Origin of the sequence: Clostridium sp. Cult2, assembly GCF_021655075.1 — a bacterium.
Taxonomy (GTDB): Bacteria; Bacillota; Clostridia; order Tissierellales; family Tepidimicrobiaceae; genus Schnuerera.
In genome coordinates this window covers 1-18,189 of sequence record NZ_PPXX01000005.1, presented here as the reverse complement: position 1 = coordinate 18,189, position 18,189 = coordinate 1, and the positions used below count along the sequence as shown (strand labels likewise).

The 18,189-nt window shown below is 30.8% G+C and carries 16 protein-coding genes; 14 read left to right on the top strand and 2 right to left on the bottom strand.

Features of this window, described 5'->3' with window-relative positions; translation table 11 throughout:
- Window positions 1-144 precede the first annotated feature (144 nt).
- Window positions 145-1,884 (top strand): sigma-54 interaction domain-containing protein, encoded by a 1,740-nt coding sequence (locus C3E90_RS00830; protein ID WP_236913653.1) that lies wholly within the window; start codon window positions 145-147, stop codon window positions 1,882-1,884.
- A gap of 33 nt (window positions 1,885-1,917) precedes the next feature.
- On the opposite strand, the gene C3E90_RS00825 is transcribed toward C3E90_RS00830, so the two are convergent.
- Both C3E90_RS00825 and C3E90_RS00820 read right to left on the bottom strand, forming a co-directional pair.
- Window positions 1,918-3,201 carry a S8 family peptidase gene (locus tag C3E90_RS00825; RefSeq protein WP_236913652.1) on the bottom strand — a complete coding sequence of 428 codons (1,284 nt, stop codon included), beginning with the start codon at window positions 3,199-3,201 and terminating at the stop codon, window positions 1,918-1,920.
- Between the two features lie 67 nt (window positions 3,202-3,268).
- Window positions 3,269-5,962: a calcium-transporting P-type ATPase, PMR1-type gene (locus C3E90_RS00820; protein ID WP_236913651.1), complete on the bottom strand. Its 2,694-nt coding sequence runs from the start codon at window positions 5,960-5,962 to the stop codon at window positions 3,269-3,271.
- Between the two features lie 457 nt (window positions 5,963-6,419).
- Between C3E90_RS00820 and yycF the strand changes: the two genes are divergently transcribed.
- From yycF to C3E90_RS00755, 13 genes are all read left to right on the top strand, one after another.
- Window positions 6,420-7,112, top strand: coding sequence for a response regulator YycF (gene yycF, locus C3E90_RS00815; RefSeq protein WP_236913650.1), 693 nt, complete (start codon window positions 6,420-6,422; stop codon window positions 7,110-7,112).
- A gap of 3 nt (window positions 7,113-7,115) precedes the next feature.
- On the top strand, window positions 7,116-8,921 hold the full coding sequence (locus tag C3E90_RS00810; RefSeq protein ID WP_236913649.1) for a HAMP domain-containing sensor histidine kinase: 1,806 nt from the start codon (window positions 7,116-7,118) through the stop codon (window positions 8,919-8,921).
- 88 nt (window positions 8,922-9,009) lie between these two features.
- The gene (locus C3E90_RS00805; RefSeq protein WP_236913648.1) at window positions 9,010-9,501 is read left to right on the top strand and encodes a hypothetical protein; all 492 of its coding nucleotides are present in this window, start codon (window positions 9,010-9,012) and stop codon (window positions 9,499-9,501) included.
- A gap of 30 nt (window positions 9,502-9,531) precedes the next feature.
- Complete coding sequence (locus C3E90_RS00800) at window positions 9,532-10,962, top strand: hypothetical protein (protein ID WP_236913647.1); 1,431 nt, start codon at window positions 9,532-9,534, stop codon at window positions 10,960-10,962.
- Between the two features lie 23 nt (window positions 10,963-10,985).
- Complete coding sequence (locus C3E90_RS00795) at window positions 10,986-11,831, top strand: hypothetical protein (protein ID WP_236913646.1); 846 nt, start codon at window positions 10,986-10,988, stop codon at window positions 11,829-11,831.
- 92 nt (window positions 11,832-11,923) lie between these two features.
- A complete protein-coding gene (locus C3E90_RS00790) occupies window positions 11,924-12,718 on the top strand; it encodes an MBL fold metallo-hydrolase (RefSeq protein ID WP_236913645.1) in 795 nt (264 codons plus the stop codon).
- Window positions 12,719-12,736: 18 nt separating this feature from the next.
- A complete protein-coding gene (gene htrA / locus C3E90_RS00785; protein ID WP_236913644.1) occupies window positions 12,737-13,876 on the top strand; it encodes a serine protease HtrA in 1,140 nt (379 codons plus the stop codon).
- 113 nt (window positions 13,877-13,989) lie between these two features.
- Window positions 13,990-14,157 (top strand): CxxH/CxxC protein, encoded by a 168-nt coding sequence (locus tag C3E90_RS00780; RefSeq protein ID WP_236913643.1) that lies wholly within the window; start codon window positions 13,990-13,992, stop codon window positions 14,155-14,157.
- A 20-nt stretch (window positions 14,158-14,177) separates the two neighbouring features.
- Window positions 14,178-15,320, top strand: coding sequence for an RtcB family protein (locus tag C3E90_RS00775; RefSeq protein ID WP_236913642.1), 1,143 nt, complete (start codon window positions 14,178-14,180; stop codon window positions 15,318-15,320).
- Between the two features lie 121 nt (window positions 15,321-15,441).
- On the top strand, window positions 15,442-16,194 hold the full coding sequence (gene surE, locus C3E90_RS00770; protein WP_236913641.1) for a 5'/3'-nucleotidase SurE: 753 nt from the start codon (window positions 15,442-15,444) through the stop codon (window positions 16,192-16,194).
- A gap of 101 nt (window positions 16,195-16,295) precedes the next feature.
- Complete coding sequence (gene rbr / locus C3E90_RS00765) at window positions 16,296-16,880, top strand: rubrerythrin (RefSeq protein WP_236913640.1); 585 nt, start codon at window positions 16,296-16,298, stop codon at window positions 16,878-16,880.
- A gap of 126 nt (window positions 16,881-17,006) precedes the next feature.
- Window positions 17,007-17,486: a 23S rRNA (pseudouridine(1915)-N(3))-methyltransferase RlmH gene (gene rlmH, locus C3E90_RS00760; protein WP_236913639.1), complete on the top strand. Its 480-nt coding sequence runs from the start codon at window positions 17,007-17,009 to the stop codon at window positions 17,484-17,486.
- Window positions 17,487-17,955: 469 nt separating this feature from the next.
- Window positions 17,956-18,189, top strand: a 234-nt coding sequence (locus C3E90_RS00755; protein ID WP_236913638.1) for a DUF4258 domain-containing protein, incomplete at its 3' end; no start/stop codon positions are given.

Below are 18,189 nucleotides of genomic sequence, written 5' to 3'. Positions count from 1 at the left end.
CAAAACAAGGACATGTCCTTGTTTTGCTTTTTTAATATGATAAAATCTTATATAAAGCATAACAAAGATAAAGGGTTATATGGCTAGAACGATTTATTGTTAAATAGTAATTAATATAATTCATAAAAAAGGTGTTGACAAATTATGAATATAGAAAAATTCAGTAATGAAAGTATTTTGTATGAAATATTTAATTATATTCAAGATGGAATTATTATTGCGAATGCTAATGGAATAATTGAAATGTGCAATAAGCAAGTTAAAACAATTTTTTGCGATTCGAAAGAGATTATTGGGCTGAATATTGAAAAACTTATGCCCAATCTAATTATTAATAATGACGATTATACTCACTATAAAATACCTTCTCTAAAAAAAGAAATTATTGTAAGAAAGAAAACAATATTAAATAAAGGGCCAATATTTGAAGTATACTTTATATCAGAAAGTCAATTTGATTTAGAACTGGTTAAAAGATATGATGAAGCAAAATACATGAGACTACTATATGAAAGTACTTTAGATGCAATTGATGATGGTGTACATATTGCAGATATTAATGGAAACTTGTGTTATATAAACTCAGCACAAGCAGAATTAGATGGATGTAATTCTGAGGATGTTAAGGGAAAACATTGGTTAAATATATATAATCTTAACAAAGATACTTCTTTAGTTTTAAAAACACTTCAAAAAGGTAAGGCTATTTTAAACAAACATCAAAATTACATTACTAAAGATGGGAAACCTGTAAGTATAGTTTGCAATTGTATACCATTGTATGCAAATAATGAAGTTATTGGTTCTGTTGCTATTACTAAGGATTTTAATAAATATAAAGAATATGCAGAAGAAATGTTAATCTTATATGAAAATATAATTAATCAGGAGAGTAATATTAATAGTTTGTTGGATAGAGAAGAATACTACTCCTTTGATGACATATTAGGGCAAAATTATAAAATGTTAGAAAATATTAACTTAGCGAAGTTGGCCTCTAAAACAGAATCATCAATATTAATTTATGGAGAGACAGGAACTGGAAAAGAAATGTTTGCACAGAGTATTCATAGAAATAGCAATCGCTCCAAGGGCCCATTTATTGCAATAAATTGTGCAGCTATACCTGAGAACCTTTTAGAGGGCATTCTCTTCGGTACTACTAAAGGAATATTTACAGGTGCAATTGATAGAATAGGTTTAATTGAACAAGCTAATGGTGGCACATTATTTTTAGATGAGATTAACTCAATGCCATTAAATCTGCAAAATAAAATACTCAGGGTTGTAGAAGAAAAAAAAATAATGAAATTGGGTGAAAACAAGGAAAAAAATATCGATGTTCGATTTGTTAGTAGTTGTAATATGGAACCGGTTGAATCAATTGACAAAGGAATGTTAAGAAGTGATTTATTTTATAGGTTAGCTGTAGTATATTTGTCGATTCCACCATTAAGAAAACGTTTAGATGATTTAGAACTTCTTATTAAATATTTCATTAATTATTATAATAAGAAAATGGGTAAAAATATTATAGGAATTGATGAACAGGTTATGAAATGTTTTTATAAGTATAGTTGGCCTGGAAACATAAGACAACTTAAACATTGTATTGAATCATCAATGACTTTTGCCATAAAAGAAAATACAATTACTTTTAAACATTTGCCGAAATACATAAATTTAGCATCTGATTTTGATGAAAATTACAAGATTTATAGTGAATGTCAAGAAAATATTTTTGAAAAAATAGAAAATGAAGAAAAAAATAGAATCATAATCGAATTAAAAGCAAGTGGTGGGAATATTGCTCAAGCTGCAAAAAAATTAGGAATGAGTAGGCAAAAATTACATTATAGAATAAAAAAATATGGTTTAATTTAATACGATATACCAAAAGGACGGTTGCCCGCCCTTTTAAATCCTAGAATCCAGTAAAAATAGTATAATTAAAATCATAATAATATTCTCAAATAATTCTCCTCCAAAATCAGTAGATTTTGGGGGGGTATTATTTGTTAAGTTATCTTTTCCATCATCAAATAGTAATTTTAAGTTTAACAATCCAGCACCTTGCAAATCTATCGATTCCTTTAAGTCTATACAGGAAGACATCAACCTTTTCTTCACATTCTTAGAAGTAAGAGAAGCTTCTTTATTCAATAATAACGCTACAGCACCAGATATGAAAGGTGTGGCCATGGAAGTACCACTTAAAGCCTTATACTCATCTAAATTAGTATTAGATAGGGAATTGATATTTACGCCTGGTGCAACTATATCAGGTTTTGACAACCCTTCATTTGTTGGACCTCTACTTGAAAAGGAGGCAATAACATCATCTGTTAAATCTATAGTTCTTTTATCATCAATAGCACCTACTGTAATTACATTAGGACTAATACCTGGAGATAAAATAGTCTTTCCGCTAGGGCCACTGTTTCCTGCTGCAGCTACAACTATTATTCCAGCTTTTTCTGCTTCAGCTACAGCTTTACATAAAGGATCCTTTGTGCAATTACTAGACGCTGGACTTCCAAAGGATAGATTCAATACTTTAGTATTATACTGCTCTTTAGTTTCAATTACATAAGATATGGCAGCAATGATATTAGAGGTATTACCACTGCCAGCACTATCTAAAGCTTTAATAGCCAAAATATTAGACTCTGGAGCTATACCTGAATACTTCCCCCTAGAAGAATAGCCATTTCCCCCTATTATCCCTGCCACATGAGTACCGTGGCCATTATCATCATAGGGAGTAGATTTATTATTAACAAGATCTTTAAATCCAACAATTCTATTAATTGGGCTTGTTAAGTCTTGATGAGGTGCAACTCCTGTATCTATTACTGCAACGGTTATTCCTTTTCCTTTAAATCCTTTTTCATGAGGGAAATACCCACCCATAGTTGGAACAGCTATATCCAATTGGGTGAATACTTTGGAATCAAAACTAATATATTCAATATCAGGACTATTTGCCAATCTATAGATGATATCTGTACTTAAGTTACAGGCAACTCCATTAATTATGGGTAAGGGTCCTTTAACTTTTGCAGACAGATTTATAATTCCATCTTCTAGCCTATTATCCTTTTCTTTTAATTGAACAATTACAGGCAGTTCTTCTTTTGATTGAGATATAATTTTAGCACTTAATATAGGGCATATTTTAGAACCACTCATTCTTCTCATATAAAACCACCTTCCTTGTTCTATCCTATGCATGATAATTATAAAATGTGCTAAAATAAAAAGCCCTTTAAAGGGCTTTTTTTCTCAAAAACAATTTATATACTTCACCAACTACAAGAGGCAAAAATGCGTGTAATAATACTATTTGCCAATCCATAAAACCTAGAGGATAGGTATCAAAAATTGGTTGGAGAAATGGTAGATATATTACAATAAGTAATAGAACGAAAGAAACTAAAGTTGCATAGGTTAATGTTCTGTTAGAAAACACGCCTATTTCAAATATAGTATGTTTTTCAGATCTACTGGAATAAGCTCTTAACAATTCGGCTGTAATTAAGGTTGCGAAAGTTACAGTTCTTGCAACAATTATATTTTCTTCACCATAAGTTTTTAATCCCCATCTATATGCTAATAATGATCCTAAAGCAATAGCTATACTTTGAACTATTATACCCCTGACCATTCCCTTATCTAATATAGGTTCATCTGTGTTCCTAGGTGGAATTTTCATTATTTCAGCTTCTCCCTTTTCTACACCTAAAGCTAAGGCTGGAAAACTATCGGTTATAAGGTTTAACCATAATAATTGGATTGGAATAAGTGGAACTTCTAATCCAAGGAGAATACTTAAAGATACTATTAAAATTTCTCCAATATTACAGGACAATAAAAAGAATACAAATTTTTTAATGTTACTATATATTATTCTACCTTCTTCTACAGCAGCTACAATGCTTGCAAAATTATCATCAGTTAAAATAACTTCAGCTGTATTCTTTGCCACATCAGTTCCTGTAATTCCCATAGAGACACCAATATCAGCTCTTTTTAGGGCTAGTGCATCATTGACTCCATCTCCTGTCATAGCAGTAATCTCTCCATTTGCCTTTAACGCATTAACTATACGTACCTTATGTTCTGGAGAAACTCTTGCATAAACACTTTTTTCTTTTACCAGTTCTCTCAAATCATCATCAGAAACTGAATCCAATTCTTTTCCCATAATAGCCTCATCTTCATGTTGTGCTATTCCTAATTCTTTAGCGATAGCAAAGGCTGTTTCCTTATAGTCTCCAGTAATCATAACTGCCTTAATTCCTGCTTCTTCACATTTTTTTATAGCCTCCTTGGCTTCTTCTCTAGGCGGATCAATCATGCCTACTAGTCCAACAAAAATCATATTATTTTCAATAGATTCTGATGAAACTTCATTAGGTAGACTATCATACTCTCTAAAAGCAAAGGCTAAAACTCTTAAAGCTTTTCGTGAAAACTTACTGTTTATATTTAATACTTCTTCTTTTAATTCATTAGTAAAAGGAACTACTTTACCATCAATATAAATACTATTACTCCTATTAATAACTATATCTGGTGCTCCTTTAGTAAATGATACCAATTTATTAGGGATGAAATTTTTATGAATTGTAGTCATCATCTTTCTATCAGAGTCAAAGGGAATTTCTTCTATCCTTGGAAATATGTTGTTCATATCATCTCTTAGCAGGTTTCCTTTACCAGCTAAGGTCACTAAAGCACCTTCAGTAGGATCTCCTAATATTCTATAACCTTCATCTGTTTCATCTAACATTGCATCGTTACATAGAACACCAATGGATAGTAAAGTATTTAAGTTTGCGGATTTTTCTGGAGATAATGGAGTATCATCAATCTTAAATTCTCCTATTGGGTCATAGCCAATACCCGTAACATCTAATATTTTATGGTTAGTGTAAACTTTAACAACAGTCATTTCATTTTGAGTTAATGTTCCTGTCTTATCAGAACAAATTACTGTAGTACAGCCCAAAGTTTCAACAGCTAATAATTTTTTTACAATAGCGTTTCTCTTAACCATTCTGTTCATGCCTAATGCTAGAACTATAGTTACAATAGCTGGCAAACCTTCTGGGATAGCTGCTACTGCTAAACTAATAGCAACCATAAACATATCTAATATATCTCTTCCTTGAAGGATACCAATGCCAAATACTAAAGCACATACTACTATACAAGCAATGCCCAAATATTTTCCTAATTCATTCAGCTTTTTTTGTAAAGGAGTGGTTTCATCTTCAAAGGTTTGAATCATAGTTGCAATCTTACCTATTTCAGTACCATGTCCTGTTTCAACAACTATTCCTTTACCTCTACCATAGGTAACAATGGTACTCATATATGCCATATTTGTTCTATCTCCCAAAGCTATTTCCTGGTCAAATATAGCATTTGCATCCTTTTCTACAGGGACGGATTCACCAGTTAAGGAAGCCTCTTCTACTTTCAAATTAGAGGATTCTATTAATCTTAAATCAGCAGGAATAATGTCTCCAGATTCTAATAGGACTACATCACCTGGTACTAAAGTGTTAGCAGGAACTATGGTAGCAGATTCACTTCTTATGACTTTAGCATTAGGGGCAGCCATCTTTTTTAACGCTTCTAAAGATTTTTCTGCCCTACCTTCTTGATATAAACCTAAAAATGCATTAATAATTACTATGGCTAATATCACAACAGAATCGGTTTTTTCTCCAACTATGAAGGATATGATACTGGCTATTATCAATATAATTACTAGAAAGTCATTAAATTGTGCAATTATCTTTGATAATAAACTTTTTTTTGCTTCCTCCTTTAATTCATTGAAACCATATTTTTTTAAACGATTTTCAGCTTCTTCATTGGAAATACCAGTTTGATTATTGGTATTTAATTCAGATAATAAGCCCTCAATATTTTTTTCATACCATTCCATTATAAGTCATTCCTTTCTCTGTTTACATTAGTATACCACCTAGAATAAAAAATAAATACAATTCTGTTAGTTTGTGGTAAAGGTTGAACATTTAGAGTAGAGTTGTTAAAATATAATATGTCAAATAAAAAGACCTTTGTTTAGCCATTAGTGACTAAACAAAGGTCTTGCTACCTAAAGTTTACAGGATAGTTAGCCGGGATTGCTCCGGATTGACGACTAACTATTTAATTAGCTACTCCCCTCTGTTGAACTCAATTATATAATATATATAGGACAATTTCAATAGCAATTATAATTAAATTGGAAGGGGTTTTATTTAAATATGGGTTTGACAAGTTTAATTTATTATTAGATAATTTAGGCATGGGGGTAGTGTAGACACTTCATTAGAAAAGTATTTAGATTTAAGTAAGTGTGTTCATTAAACATTCATTAGACAAATGGAGTGATATTTATGAATAGAAACATATTAGTAGTAGACGATGAGAAGTCCATCGCAGATATTGTAAAGTTTAATTTGGAAAAGGAAGGATACATTGTTAACTTGGCTTTTGATGGAGAAGAAGCAATAGAAGAAGTTCACAGGATACAGCCAGATTTAATAGTTTTAGATGTTATGCTTCCTAAAAAAGATGGATTTCAAGTTCTCAAAGAGATTCGAAAGGATTATAAAATACCAATTCTAATGCTTACAGCAAAAGAGGATGAGGTAGATAAAGTGTTGGGTTTAGAATTAGGTGCAGATGATTATATTACAAAACCCTTTAGTATGAGGGAGTTAGTAGCGAGAGTAAAGGCAAACTTAAGAAGAGTTGAATTTTCGAATAATGAATTAAATAATGGAGACATATTAGAAATTAGAGATTTACTTATCAATTTTAACAAATACGAAGTACAAAAAAGAGGACAAGTTATTGAGCTTACTCTTAGAGAGTTTGAGCTGTTAAAATTTTTGGCTTCCAGTGTAGAACAGGTATTTACAAGGGAACAATTGCTAGAAGAAGTATGGGGATATGAATACTACGGAGATATTAGAACTGTAGATGTTACAATTAGAAGGCTTAGAGAGAAGATAGAGGACAAGGATGGAGAATATAAATATATAATGACAAAAAGAGGAGTAGGATATTATTTCAGGAGGGGCTAGCCCATGTTTACAAGTATTAGATGGAAATTTATCATAGTGTATTTTTTGCTTGTATTTATGGCTATGGTAATAGTAGGAGTCTTCATAGTTCAAAGGTTTGAAGCACAACAACTTAATAATAGAGTAAATACCATGATAAAACAAATAGAATCCATTATTAGTACTTCCAGCTATTTATCAGAGGATAATTGGAGTCTAGTTTATAAAGAAATTCAGAAAACTTTAAATGAATGGAGATTTGATGGATCTGAGACCCTTTATGTTATCCACGATGAAAACATACCTAAAATAATAGCCTCTTCCCATAGCAATTATGAAAAAATTAGAGGGCAAAATGCTTTAGTTTATTTAGATCCTACCTTAATCTTGGACGCTTATAGAGGTGAAAAAAGCCCAAGGATCACAAAAGATGCAAATGAGAATACTACATTTCAACATTTAGCATATCCAGTACTAAATGAAGTAGGTCAGGTTAAAGGTGTTTTATATATGACCAGTGACTTACAAGATGTATATAAAACTATTGATGATTCTAAAAAGATATTGACTAGTGCCACTATGTTAGCTTTAGGAATAACCGTAGTATTAGGTTTTTTAATTGCTAGTAGTATAACTGAACCAATTAGAGATGTAACCAAGAAAGCTGAAAGAATGGCAAAAGGTGATTTTGACCAATTTGTTGAGGTGAAATCCGATGATGAAATGGGACAACTAGCCAGTATGTTTAACTACCTTACTTTAAAATTGAAAGATACAATTCAAGAGATGGACCTAGAAAAAAGCAAATTAGACACTATATTTAATTATATGGCAGATGGAGTTATAGCAGTTGATGTAAAGGGACATATTATCCATGCTAATCCCATTGCAATAGATATACTTGATTTAGAACAGACTATGAATGAGGAATTTACTCATAACAAAGTTTTTGCCATGGATAAAATAAACATAAAAAACATAGATTATCAAGATTTATACAGCCTTGAAGGGGATGAAATAGTCGAGATAAAAAACATTGTATATAGGATTAAATATGCACCTTTTCGTAATGAAAAAAATAATATTGGTGGAATAATAATAGTGTTCCAGGATATTACTGAACAGCATAAACTAGATAATATGAGAAAGGAATTTGTTGCAAATGTTTCCCATGAATTAAAGACACCAATAACCACTATTAAATCCTATACTGAAACTTTGATGGATTATGGGGATATAGATGAAGAACTATCTAAGAAATTTTTATATGTAATAGACAATGAATGTGATAGGATGGCACGTATAGTTAGAGATTTACTTCAACTTTCTAATCTAGATTATAATAAAACTAAATGGCATAAAGTTAATTGTACATTAGAAAAATTGATTAAGGACGTTTGCTTAAAGCTTGAATTCTCCTTTAAAGAAAAAAACCAAGAGCTAAATTTAAACATTGAAGAAAAATTACCAAGTATTGTAATAGATAAAGATGGTATAGAACAGGTTATACTAAATATAGTATCAAATGCAATTAAATATACTCCTAATAATGGTAGAATTAATGTATCAGCAAAATATTTTGATGATAATAATATTATTATCACAGTAGAGGATAATGGTATTGGAATACCAAAAGAGGATAAAAACAGAATTTTTGAAAGATTTTATAGGGTTGATAAGGGAAGAAGTAGGGATTTAGGTGGAACAGGGTTAGGTTTATCCATTGCAAAACAGATAGTAGAAGCTCATGGTGGAGAAATAAAATTAAAATCTGAATATAATGTAGGCACTGAAGTAGAAATAGTCTTACCTATAACTACTAGCCTGTAATTCAATTTTAATTAGCTTGTAATATATTTGTAATATAATTATTGTATAATGTTATTGTCCCCTATTGTATGATGAAGGAGGTAAAGCTATGTGGAAAAAATTAATGACCAGTTTAGTTGTCATGATAATAATTCTTTTTATATCAACAGTTGGATTTGCAGCATCCACAAATAATACAAGGCCAAGATTTGATAAGGTCGATATAACTAAATATCAGGTAATTACACCAGAAAATGATTCCTCCGCTACTACTAAAAAGGTAGTGTTAATATCTGGTAAAGCTCCGGAAGGTACTAGTATTGTTATAGATGTATATGGGGCAATAGATTTGACAGGTAAGAATTATTCATTGACTAAATTACCTGACAAAGATGCCTACACTCATATTTCAACAAAAACTATTAAATCTGGAGCAGTTGGTTTTGGAGAAGAAATAGAATTGATTCTTGGGATTAATAAAATTATTATTACTTTTGATGTAAATGAGGTACCTTCAGTAGAAAAAATTCTCTATTGTTATGAGGTAGCACAAGCAGTGGATAATTTAAGAAGTTTGCCAATATCGCCTACTATTAAATAAAATACCATTGATTTGAGGAGATGATAAATTGTGTTTAAAGAAAGAGTTAAGACTTTCCTACTCCTATCTTTGGTATTTATTAGTGTGTTTTTGACAAGACGATTATGGATTCAGATGCCCTATGAAATATTACCAATTTTTCAAAAAGAGGAAGCTTTATCTGCTAACTATTTACTTACAGATATGATAAAACCTGATAAATATTTACTGAATTTTGATGAAAAAAACCATACAATTTTTCATAATGATGATAATAATAATCTATGGACAAGCGCTCGCTCTTCTTTGGCAGATATCCTGTCTTCTAATAATATTAAGACGGAAATCTTATCTACTGAGGAATTCTTAACGTATCATAAAAAGAAGTCCATAGTTTTTTATTTTCCTGAAAAATTTAGCACTTATATATTAGCTAGGTCGTTAGATGTAGTGAAACCTAATAATATTACAGAAAAGATGACAAATATTGATAATATATATTTTTATTTAGGCAGGGAAGAGCCCTATGTGGTATTTAGCGATGGAAATGAGCATCTAAAGGTTTATGATTTAAATATAGATTTAGGAAATGTTAAAAATAAATTAAAGATAATAGAAGAAAAAGATTATACTTTCTACTATCCTATTAGAGAGACTTTAAATATCGATAGTGATATATATATTACCTATAGGATGTCTAAAAACATGCCCTTAGTTTATGTAGAAAACGAGCTAGATATTGATGATATTGAAGAAGTTAGAAGTATTGCAGAAATGTTTTTCAAAAAGAATATAGATTATATTAGAGAAATAGTTGAAAACAATGGTTCCATATTATATGTGTACAACCAGAAGGTTTTAAAAATAAATAGAGATGGTCTATTGGAATATTTTAGTCCATTAGAGGAACCAGTAAAGGAGAGAAATCTTTATATCAGTTTAAATACAGCTTCTGAATTTTTATCAAGTTATATGGGCGTTCCAAAGGATTTGTATTTATCTAAAATTGAAGAAATAGAATCTGAGCAGAATTTAGGCTATAAATTGACTTTCAATTATAGGATAAGGGGAATACCTATTGTTTTAGGTAAAGATATTGTAGAAGATTTTATTCAAATAGATGTTTTTAATGAACATATTAGGAATTATAAAAGATTTATTAGAAGAGATATGAATATAAAGGTTCAGGATATGGCAGAGGCTAGCCAAATGTTTTCAGCTTTTGACATAATAAATGCCAACTACCAATTGCTAGAAAAAGGATATATACAGGACAATAAGGTTGTTATTGAAGATATAAAAAGTGAGGAGCTACGTGAAGAAATTTTATCCTCTATTATAGATATTTCTTTAGCATATTTAGATCCTTGTCTTAATAAAAACAAGGAAGAGTTAGTTGCAGTATGGCTATTAAAAATTGGAGACAGAACCTATGCTTTTGATGTATATAGTGGTAATTTGGTACTTAGTAGAAAACAATAACTAATTTTGGATGGTGAAAAGGAATGGATTGGTCAAAGGCTAAGACCATATTAATAGTGGCTTTTATTGTTACAAATATATTATTAGTTTATGTAATAATAGGTGAGAAACATGTAAATGAGCCTACTATTAAAGATGAATTTATAGATGAGGCAATCGAACTTTTAAAAGACAAAAATATAACTGTTTCTACACAGATACCAAAAGACATACCTCATCTAAATACTATGGTAGTGGAATACGAGTATGTAAGTATAGAAGAGTTAAATAGGAATTATTTTGATAATAATGGAATTATTGAGCAAGATGAAGAAAGTCTAGGCCAAATTGTTAAAGATGACGAATCCATTCTACTAATAAATAATAGGTTTATTATCTATGAAAACAAGAAAGAAAGAGAAATATATAAGGATTTAGATAAAGATAAAGCAATTCAATTATCAGAAGAATTTATTAATAAGGGAAAATTTAATACATCAGATATGGAATTAACCTTTATCAAAGAAGAAAAGGATACTTTTTATATAGAGTATTCAAAAATACATGGAGATATATTTGTTGAAAGAACCTTTACTAACCTTCAAGTAGACAAAAGGGGAGTTAAAAGATTTGAGAGGTTGTGGTTAAACAAGAAGGATTTAGGAGATGTAGAAATATATATTAGTACTGCACCTAAATCCATATTGACTTTACTTGGAATGCAAGAAGTCTATGGAAAGACTATTACAGATATTTCTCTTTGCTATTATTTTGACCCTGAAAAGCATGAATATTTAGGAGAGCCTAAAGAAGCTAAACGGGGAAGAGCTATCCCAGCATGGAGAATCCAATTTGATGATGGATATAAAGTGTTTATTGATGAATACTAGGAGGAAGAATCGATTGGTTCTTCTTTTTTAATTATATATAATATATACTATAAATATAATGAAAACAATAATTTGTATTGGAGTGAATAGAAATGGGGATAAAATTTTGTTCCCTATCTAGTGGCAGTAGTGGCAATTGTCAATATATAGAAACGGATAGGATTAAAATATTGATAGATGGTGGTTTAAGCGGGAAAAAGATAGAAGGATTGTTATCATCTATAGATGTTTGTCCCACTACCATAGATAGTATACTGGTAACCCATGAACATATTGACCATATAAGGGGAGTAGGTGTTCTTTCTAGAAGGTATAATATTCCTATTTATGCTAATGAGAAAACTTGGATGAAGATGGAAGGGGTTATAGGTGAAATAAAGAAGAGGAATATTAAAAAAATTGAATCCAATAAAGATTTTCAATTGGGGGATTTAGATGTCCATTCTTTTAAAGTATTCCATGATGCAGCAGAACCCGTGGGCTATTGTATTTATCATAAGAATATTAAAATAAGTATTATAACCGATACTGGTTGGGTAAATGATAATATGAAGAAAGTAATTAAAGGCTCATCACTATATCTAATGGAATCTAATCATGATATTAAAATGCTTAAAGAAGGAAAATATCCTTGGTATTTAAAGAAGAGAATATTAAGCACTGAAGGACATCTATCTAATTTAGATGCAGGAAAAACTTTATCTGAAGTATTAACAGGTAATGGTGAAATAGTATTATTAGCTCATTTAAGTAAAGAAAATAATAGACCTTCTATTGCCCATGGTACAGTTCGAGAGTGTATGGAAGACTATGGAATAAACGTGCATAGGGATATCGCTTTGGATTTAACGCATAGGGATAGGGCAACTAGGGTATATACCTTGTAGGTGATTGGAGGAAATAATATGTATTATGAAAGGCCGCCTAGGAGAAGAGGAATATTTTCATATTTTATTGTTGCATTAATTGCAGCTATTATTGGAGGATTAATTAGCGCTTATATTGCACCTACTTATCTTTATGAGAAAGTAATTCCAATACCAGAGATTTATAATAGAGAGGTATCTCCGAATATTGAGCAGCAAATAGAAATTACACCATCTGATAATATATCACCAGTTGAAGCAGTAGCAAAAAAGGCTATGAGTTCTGTAGTGGGAATAACCACTATCCAGGTACGACGAGAATTTATTTGGGAAAGAGAAATGCAAGGGTTAGGTTCAGGGGTAGTTGTAAATCCCAATGGGTATATACTTACAAATTCCCATGTTGTTGGAGATGGAGATGCAAAAGAAATTAAAGTATTATTTGAAAATGGAGATACAATACCCGGTAAGGTGTTGTGGAATGATGTAGCTTTAGATTTAGCAGTAGTAAAGGTTGAAGCAAGTGGGTTACATACAGCTGATCTAGGAGATTCAGATTCTTTAGTTGTAGGAGAACTAGCTGTAGCTATAGGGAATCCTTTAGGATTAGACTTTCAAAGGACTGTTACTTCCGGTGTTATATCAGGGTTAGATAGAACAATTAGAATGAGTCAATATAATGTTTTAGAAGGATTAATTCAAACGGACGCTTCTATTAATAGAGGAAATAGTGGTGGTCCTCTTTTAAATAGTAAAGGTGAGGTAATAGGAATTAATACCGTAAAGATTGGAACTCAAGTTGGTGAAGGATTGGGATTTGCAATTCCAATTAATGTAGCAAAACCGATTATTGATGAGATAATCAATAAAGGCGATTTTAAAGTCGTATATTTAGGCATTGCTGGAACTGAAGTCGAAAGATATGAGAGAGAATGGGGAGTAGACCTATATATTGACAAAGGAGTTATAATAGAGGAAATACCTCCTAATACACCTGCTGATAGAGCTGGGCTAAGACCTGGAGATATAATTGTTAAAATAGATAATCAAGAGATTGAAAGTATAAACCAAATAAGAAAGATATTGTATAAGTATAAAAAAGGAGATAAGGCTAAACTAACAATAATTAGAAGCGGAAAAGAAATAATAGTTGATATTGTGTTTACAGAGATAAGATAACATAATAAAGGCTTGACAAATTTGTCAAGCCTTTATAAACAATGATTTTTTGCACATACTATAGAGGATCCTCTATAGTACCCCATACTTTTCAAATGAGTGGAGCTGATTAAATGTATGTAGTTTGTAATGAACATTTGGAAAATGCAATAGAAGATTTTGTTGAAACCTATGAACAACCACCGGATATATATGAGTTAGAAAAGGTTTCCTTCACTGACTGGGCTAGTCCTCATAGTTGTAGTTATTGTGAAAACTTACCTAAATACATAGTAGTTTAATATTTTAAGGAGGGTTTTATGTGAAAGTTTTTGATTTAGGAAGGGTACCAATAAAATCTTGGGCTAATGAAGTAGAAGATGAGGCTCTTCAACAAGCTATCAATCTTTCAAATTTACCCTTTGCATATTCTCATATTGCATTAATGGCAGATGCTCATGTAGGATTTGGAATGCCAATAGGTGGTGTTTTGGCTTCAAAGGGTGTCATAATTCCTAATGCAGTAGGGGTTGATATTGGATGTGGAATTGTTGCAGCAAAGACTGATATTAAAAATATTGACATAGAACAGATTGAAAATATTGTGGACAAGGCTCATAGAACAATACCTCTAGGATATAAACATCATAAAAATCCAAGAGAATGGAAAGGATTTAATAATCCCCCAAATTCAAAAGTTGTATTACAAGAATTAGAAGCAGCTAGATACCAACTTGGAACTTTAGGTGGTGGTAATCATTTCATGACCATGGAACAAGGCAGCGATGGATATGTGTGGTTAATGGTTCATTCTGGTAGTAGAAATTTTGGGTATAAAATAGCCAATTACTATAATAAAATAGCTAGTAAAACAAACAAAGAAACTGGATTAACTCCACCGAAACAAGACTTAGCAGGTCTTTATATTGATTCAGAAGAGGGACAAGAATATTTTACAGCTATGAATTATGCCCTTGATTTTGCCAAAGAAAATAGAAAACAATTATTAGAACAATTTTACAATATATTTAGACAAGAAACTAATTCTACTGAGATTATACAAAAAATAAGCATTCACCATAATTATGCAGCCATAGAAACTCATTTTGGTGAAGAAGTTATTATTCATAGAAAAGGAGCTATTAGAGCTGAATTAGGAGAATTAGGTATTATCCCTGGTTCTATGGGAACACCTTCCTATATAGTGGAGGGATTAGGAAATGAAGAAAGTTTTAAAACTTGTTCTCATGGGGCTGGTAGAGTAATGTCCAGAAAAATGGCTAATAAAATCATAACTAGAGAGATGGCTGACCAGGCGATGAAAGGTATTATCCATAAGGGCTGGAGGGGAGATTTATCTGAAGCACCTATGGCATATAAAGATATTAAGGAAGTAATAGAAAATCAGAAAGATTTAGTAAATCCAGTGGTGAAGTTGACGCCTTTGGGAGTAGTTAAGGGATAGTTTAGAAATAATTTTTCAAAAACCATATAAAACTCTTATTTATATATAAGAGTTTTATATGCTATTTTTTTTATATTTTGGTATAATACTATCTATAACCATAGATTTTGAGGAGGCAAAAATGAGAATATTATTGGTAAATGATGATGGTATTCATGCTGATGGAATTCGAATATTAGCTAAAACATTGGAAAAGGACAATGAAGTAATTATAGTAGCACCAGAACACCAGAGAAGTGCTCAAAGTCAGGCTATAACAATATCCAAATCTATTATTGTTAAAGAGATAGAAATAGATGGGCTAATGTCAAAAGCCTATAGCATATCAGGTACACCAGCAGATTGCGTAAGGATAGCTTTAGACAAACTAATAGAGAAACCTATAGATTTGGTTATATCTGGGATAAATATGGGATTAAATGCTGGCATGGACATATTATATTCAGGTACAGTATCTGCAGCTATAGAGGCTAATATATATAAACTTCCTGCTATGGCGTTATCAGCAGAGTGGATAGATGGTAAAATTGATTATTATCTAGCTGCAGAACATGGAAAACATATTTTGGAAAAAGTAAAAGATGATTTTACTAAAAATAATATTATACTTAACATAAATACTCCATATGTTGAAAATAAAAAGGTTGAGGGAGTTAAGGTGTGTAAAATTGGTGATGTAATTTATGATTATTATATTATAGAAAACAAAGGAGATAATGGAGAAAAAACATTAAAACTTAAAGGCAGAAAGGATGTTGAATTTGAAGAGGGTACAGATAGATATTATCTATCTCAAGGATATGTAACCATAACGCCCCTTCACTATGATTTAACAAACTTTAATCTATTGGATAAGGTTGAGAGTTGGCTATAGATAAATATTATAATTAGTAAAAAACCAATGTGATATTTTCTAAGTTATGGGTATATAGCTAAGTGTATGAGCAATTTTATAAAACATAAGGGGGAATAATTTTGAAATCTTTGAAAGGAACGAAAACAGCAGAAAATCTAATGAAATCATTTGCAGGTGAATCTCAAGCCAGAACTAGGTATACATATTATGCATCACAAGCAAGAAAAGAAGGCTATGTGCAAATATCTAATATATTCCTAGAAACTGCAGAAAATGAAAAAGAACATGCTAAAAGGTTTTTTAAGTTTTTAAATGAAAGCTTAGAAGGAGAAATGGTAGAAATAAATGCAGACTTTCCAGTGGCTTTAGGGAATACTAAATCAAATTTATTAGCTGCTGCAGAAGGAGAAAAGGAAGAATGGACAGAGCTTTATCCAACTTTTGCAGATATAGCTGATGAAGAAGGATTCCCACAAATAGCCTATGTGTGGAGAGAAATAGCGGAAGTTGAAGAACGTCATGAAATTAGATACAGAAAGCTATTAGCAAATGTTGAAAAGAACAAAGTATTTGAAAAGGATGAAGAAGTAGAATGGAAATGTAATAACTGTGGGTATATTCATAAAGGTAAATCTGCACCTGAAAAATGTCCAGCATGTGCCCATGCAAGAGATTATTTTGAAGTATTTGTTGAAACATACTAAAATAAAAAAACTATAGACACTATTTAGTGTCTATAGTTTTTTTTACGTAATAAATAATAGTTTTGGGGAAAATAAATGATATAATAAAAATTATGTGTAAAATATATTTGGAGGTTATAAAGAACAGTGAATATAACAATTATAGCAGTTGGAAAAATTAAAGAAAAATATATGACAGAAGGGATTAAAGAATTTTCAAAACGGCTTTCAAGGTACTGCAATCTTAGAATAATTGAAGTAGAAGACGAAAAGGCTCCTGAAAATCTTTCGAAAAAAGATATGGAGATTATAAAGAATATAGAAGGTAGGAAGTTATTATCTAAAATTCCCCAAAATTCCTTTATTATTTCCCTGGAAATAGAAGGTAAGGAAATTTCCTCAGAAGAACTGTCGAAAAAAATGGAAGATTTAATGGTAAGCGGGATAAATCACATCACATTTATTATAGGAGGATCGCTAGGTTTATCCCAGGAAGTTAGAAGTACAGCTAATTACAAGCTATCTTTTTCAAAGATGACATTTCCCCATCAATTGATGAGGATTATATTATTAGAGCAAATATATAGAGGGTTTAGGATTATGAGAGGTGAACCGTATCATAAGTAGGACAAGCTATGGGTTATAGGATAATACTTAAGGGGTTACCATAAAATAGGAATAAGTGGTATAATACGAATAAGTAGAATTATGTACAGTAAAGATTTTTATGTTAGATGGAGGAGAATAGATGAGAAAAGTTATTAAAAATATCATAATAATCTTTGCTATTACTCTTATAGGTGTCTGGATTGTATTAAAAATACCATTTGCAACTGATATAAATTAGATAATAACCGCAAAAAAATATGAAAACGGAAGTGCAGTTCAAGAAACAGTAGTTAATATAGACGGTACAAGGAGTAATTACTTGTTTGCGGATGAACAGAACTTTAATGGTCAATTTTATATTGATTACTGTTATATTATGCACAACATGGAGCAAACTTTTATCAATGGGGTATAATAAATATATATTATATTATTTCAAAAAGAATGATGGAATTTTTCAAAAGAATACCTGTTTTAGGAGGGGAATATGTTATTTGATATAGATGATATAAGAAGAGCATTACAAGAAGATAATATACAGTGGAGTGGTCATGTTCTAACTAGAATGCAGCAAAGGGAAATTAAAATAAAAGATGTTATAAAGTGTGTCTTGATTGGAGAGATTATAGAATACTATTCTTCAGATTATCCATTTCCAAGTTGCCTTATAGCTGGAAGATGTGATAATGATAAAGTTCTTCATGTAGTATGTTCATTGGGA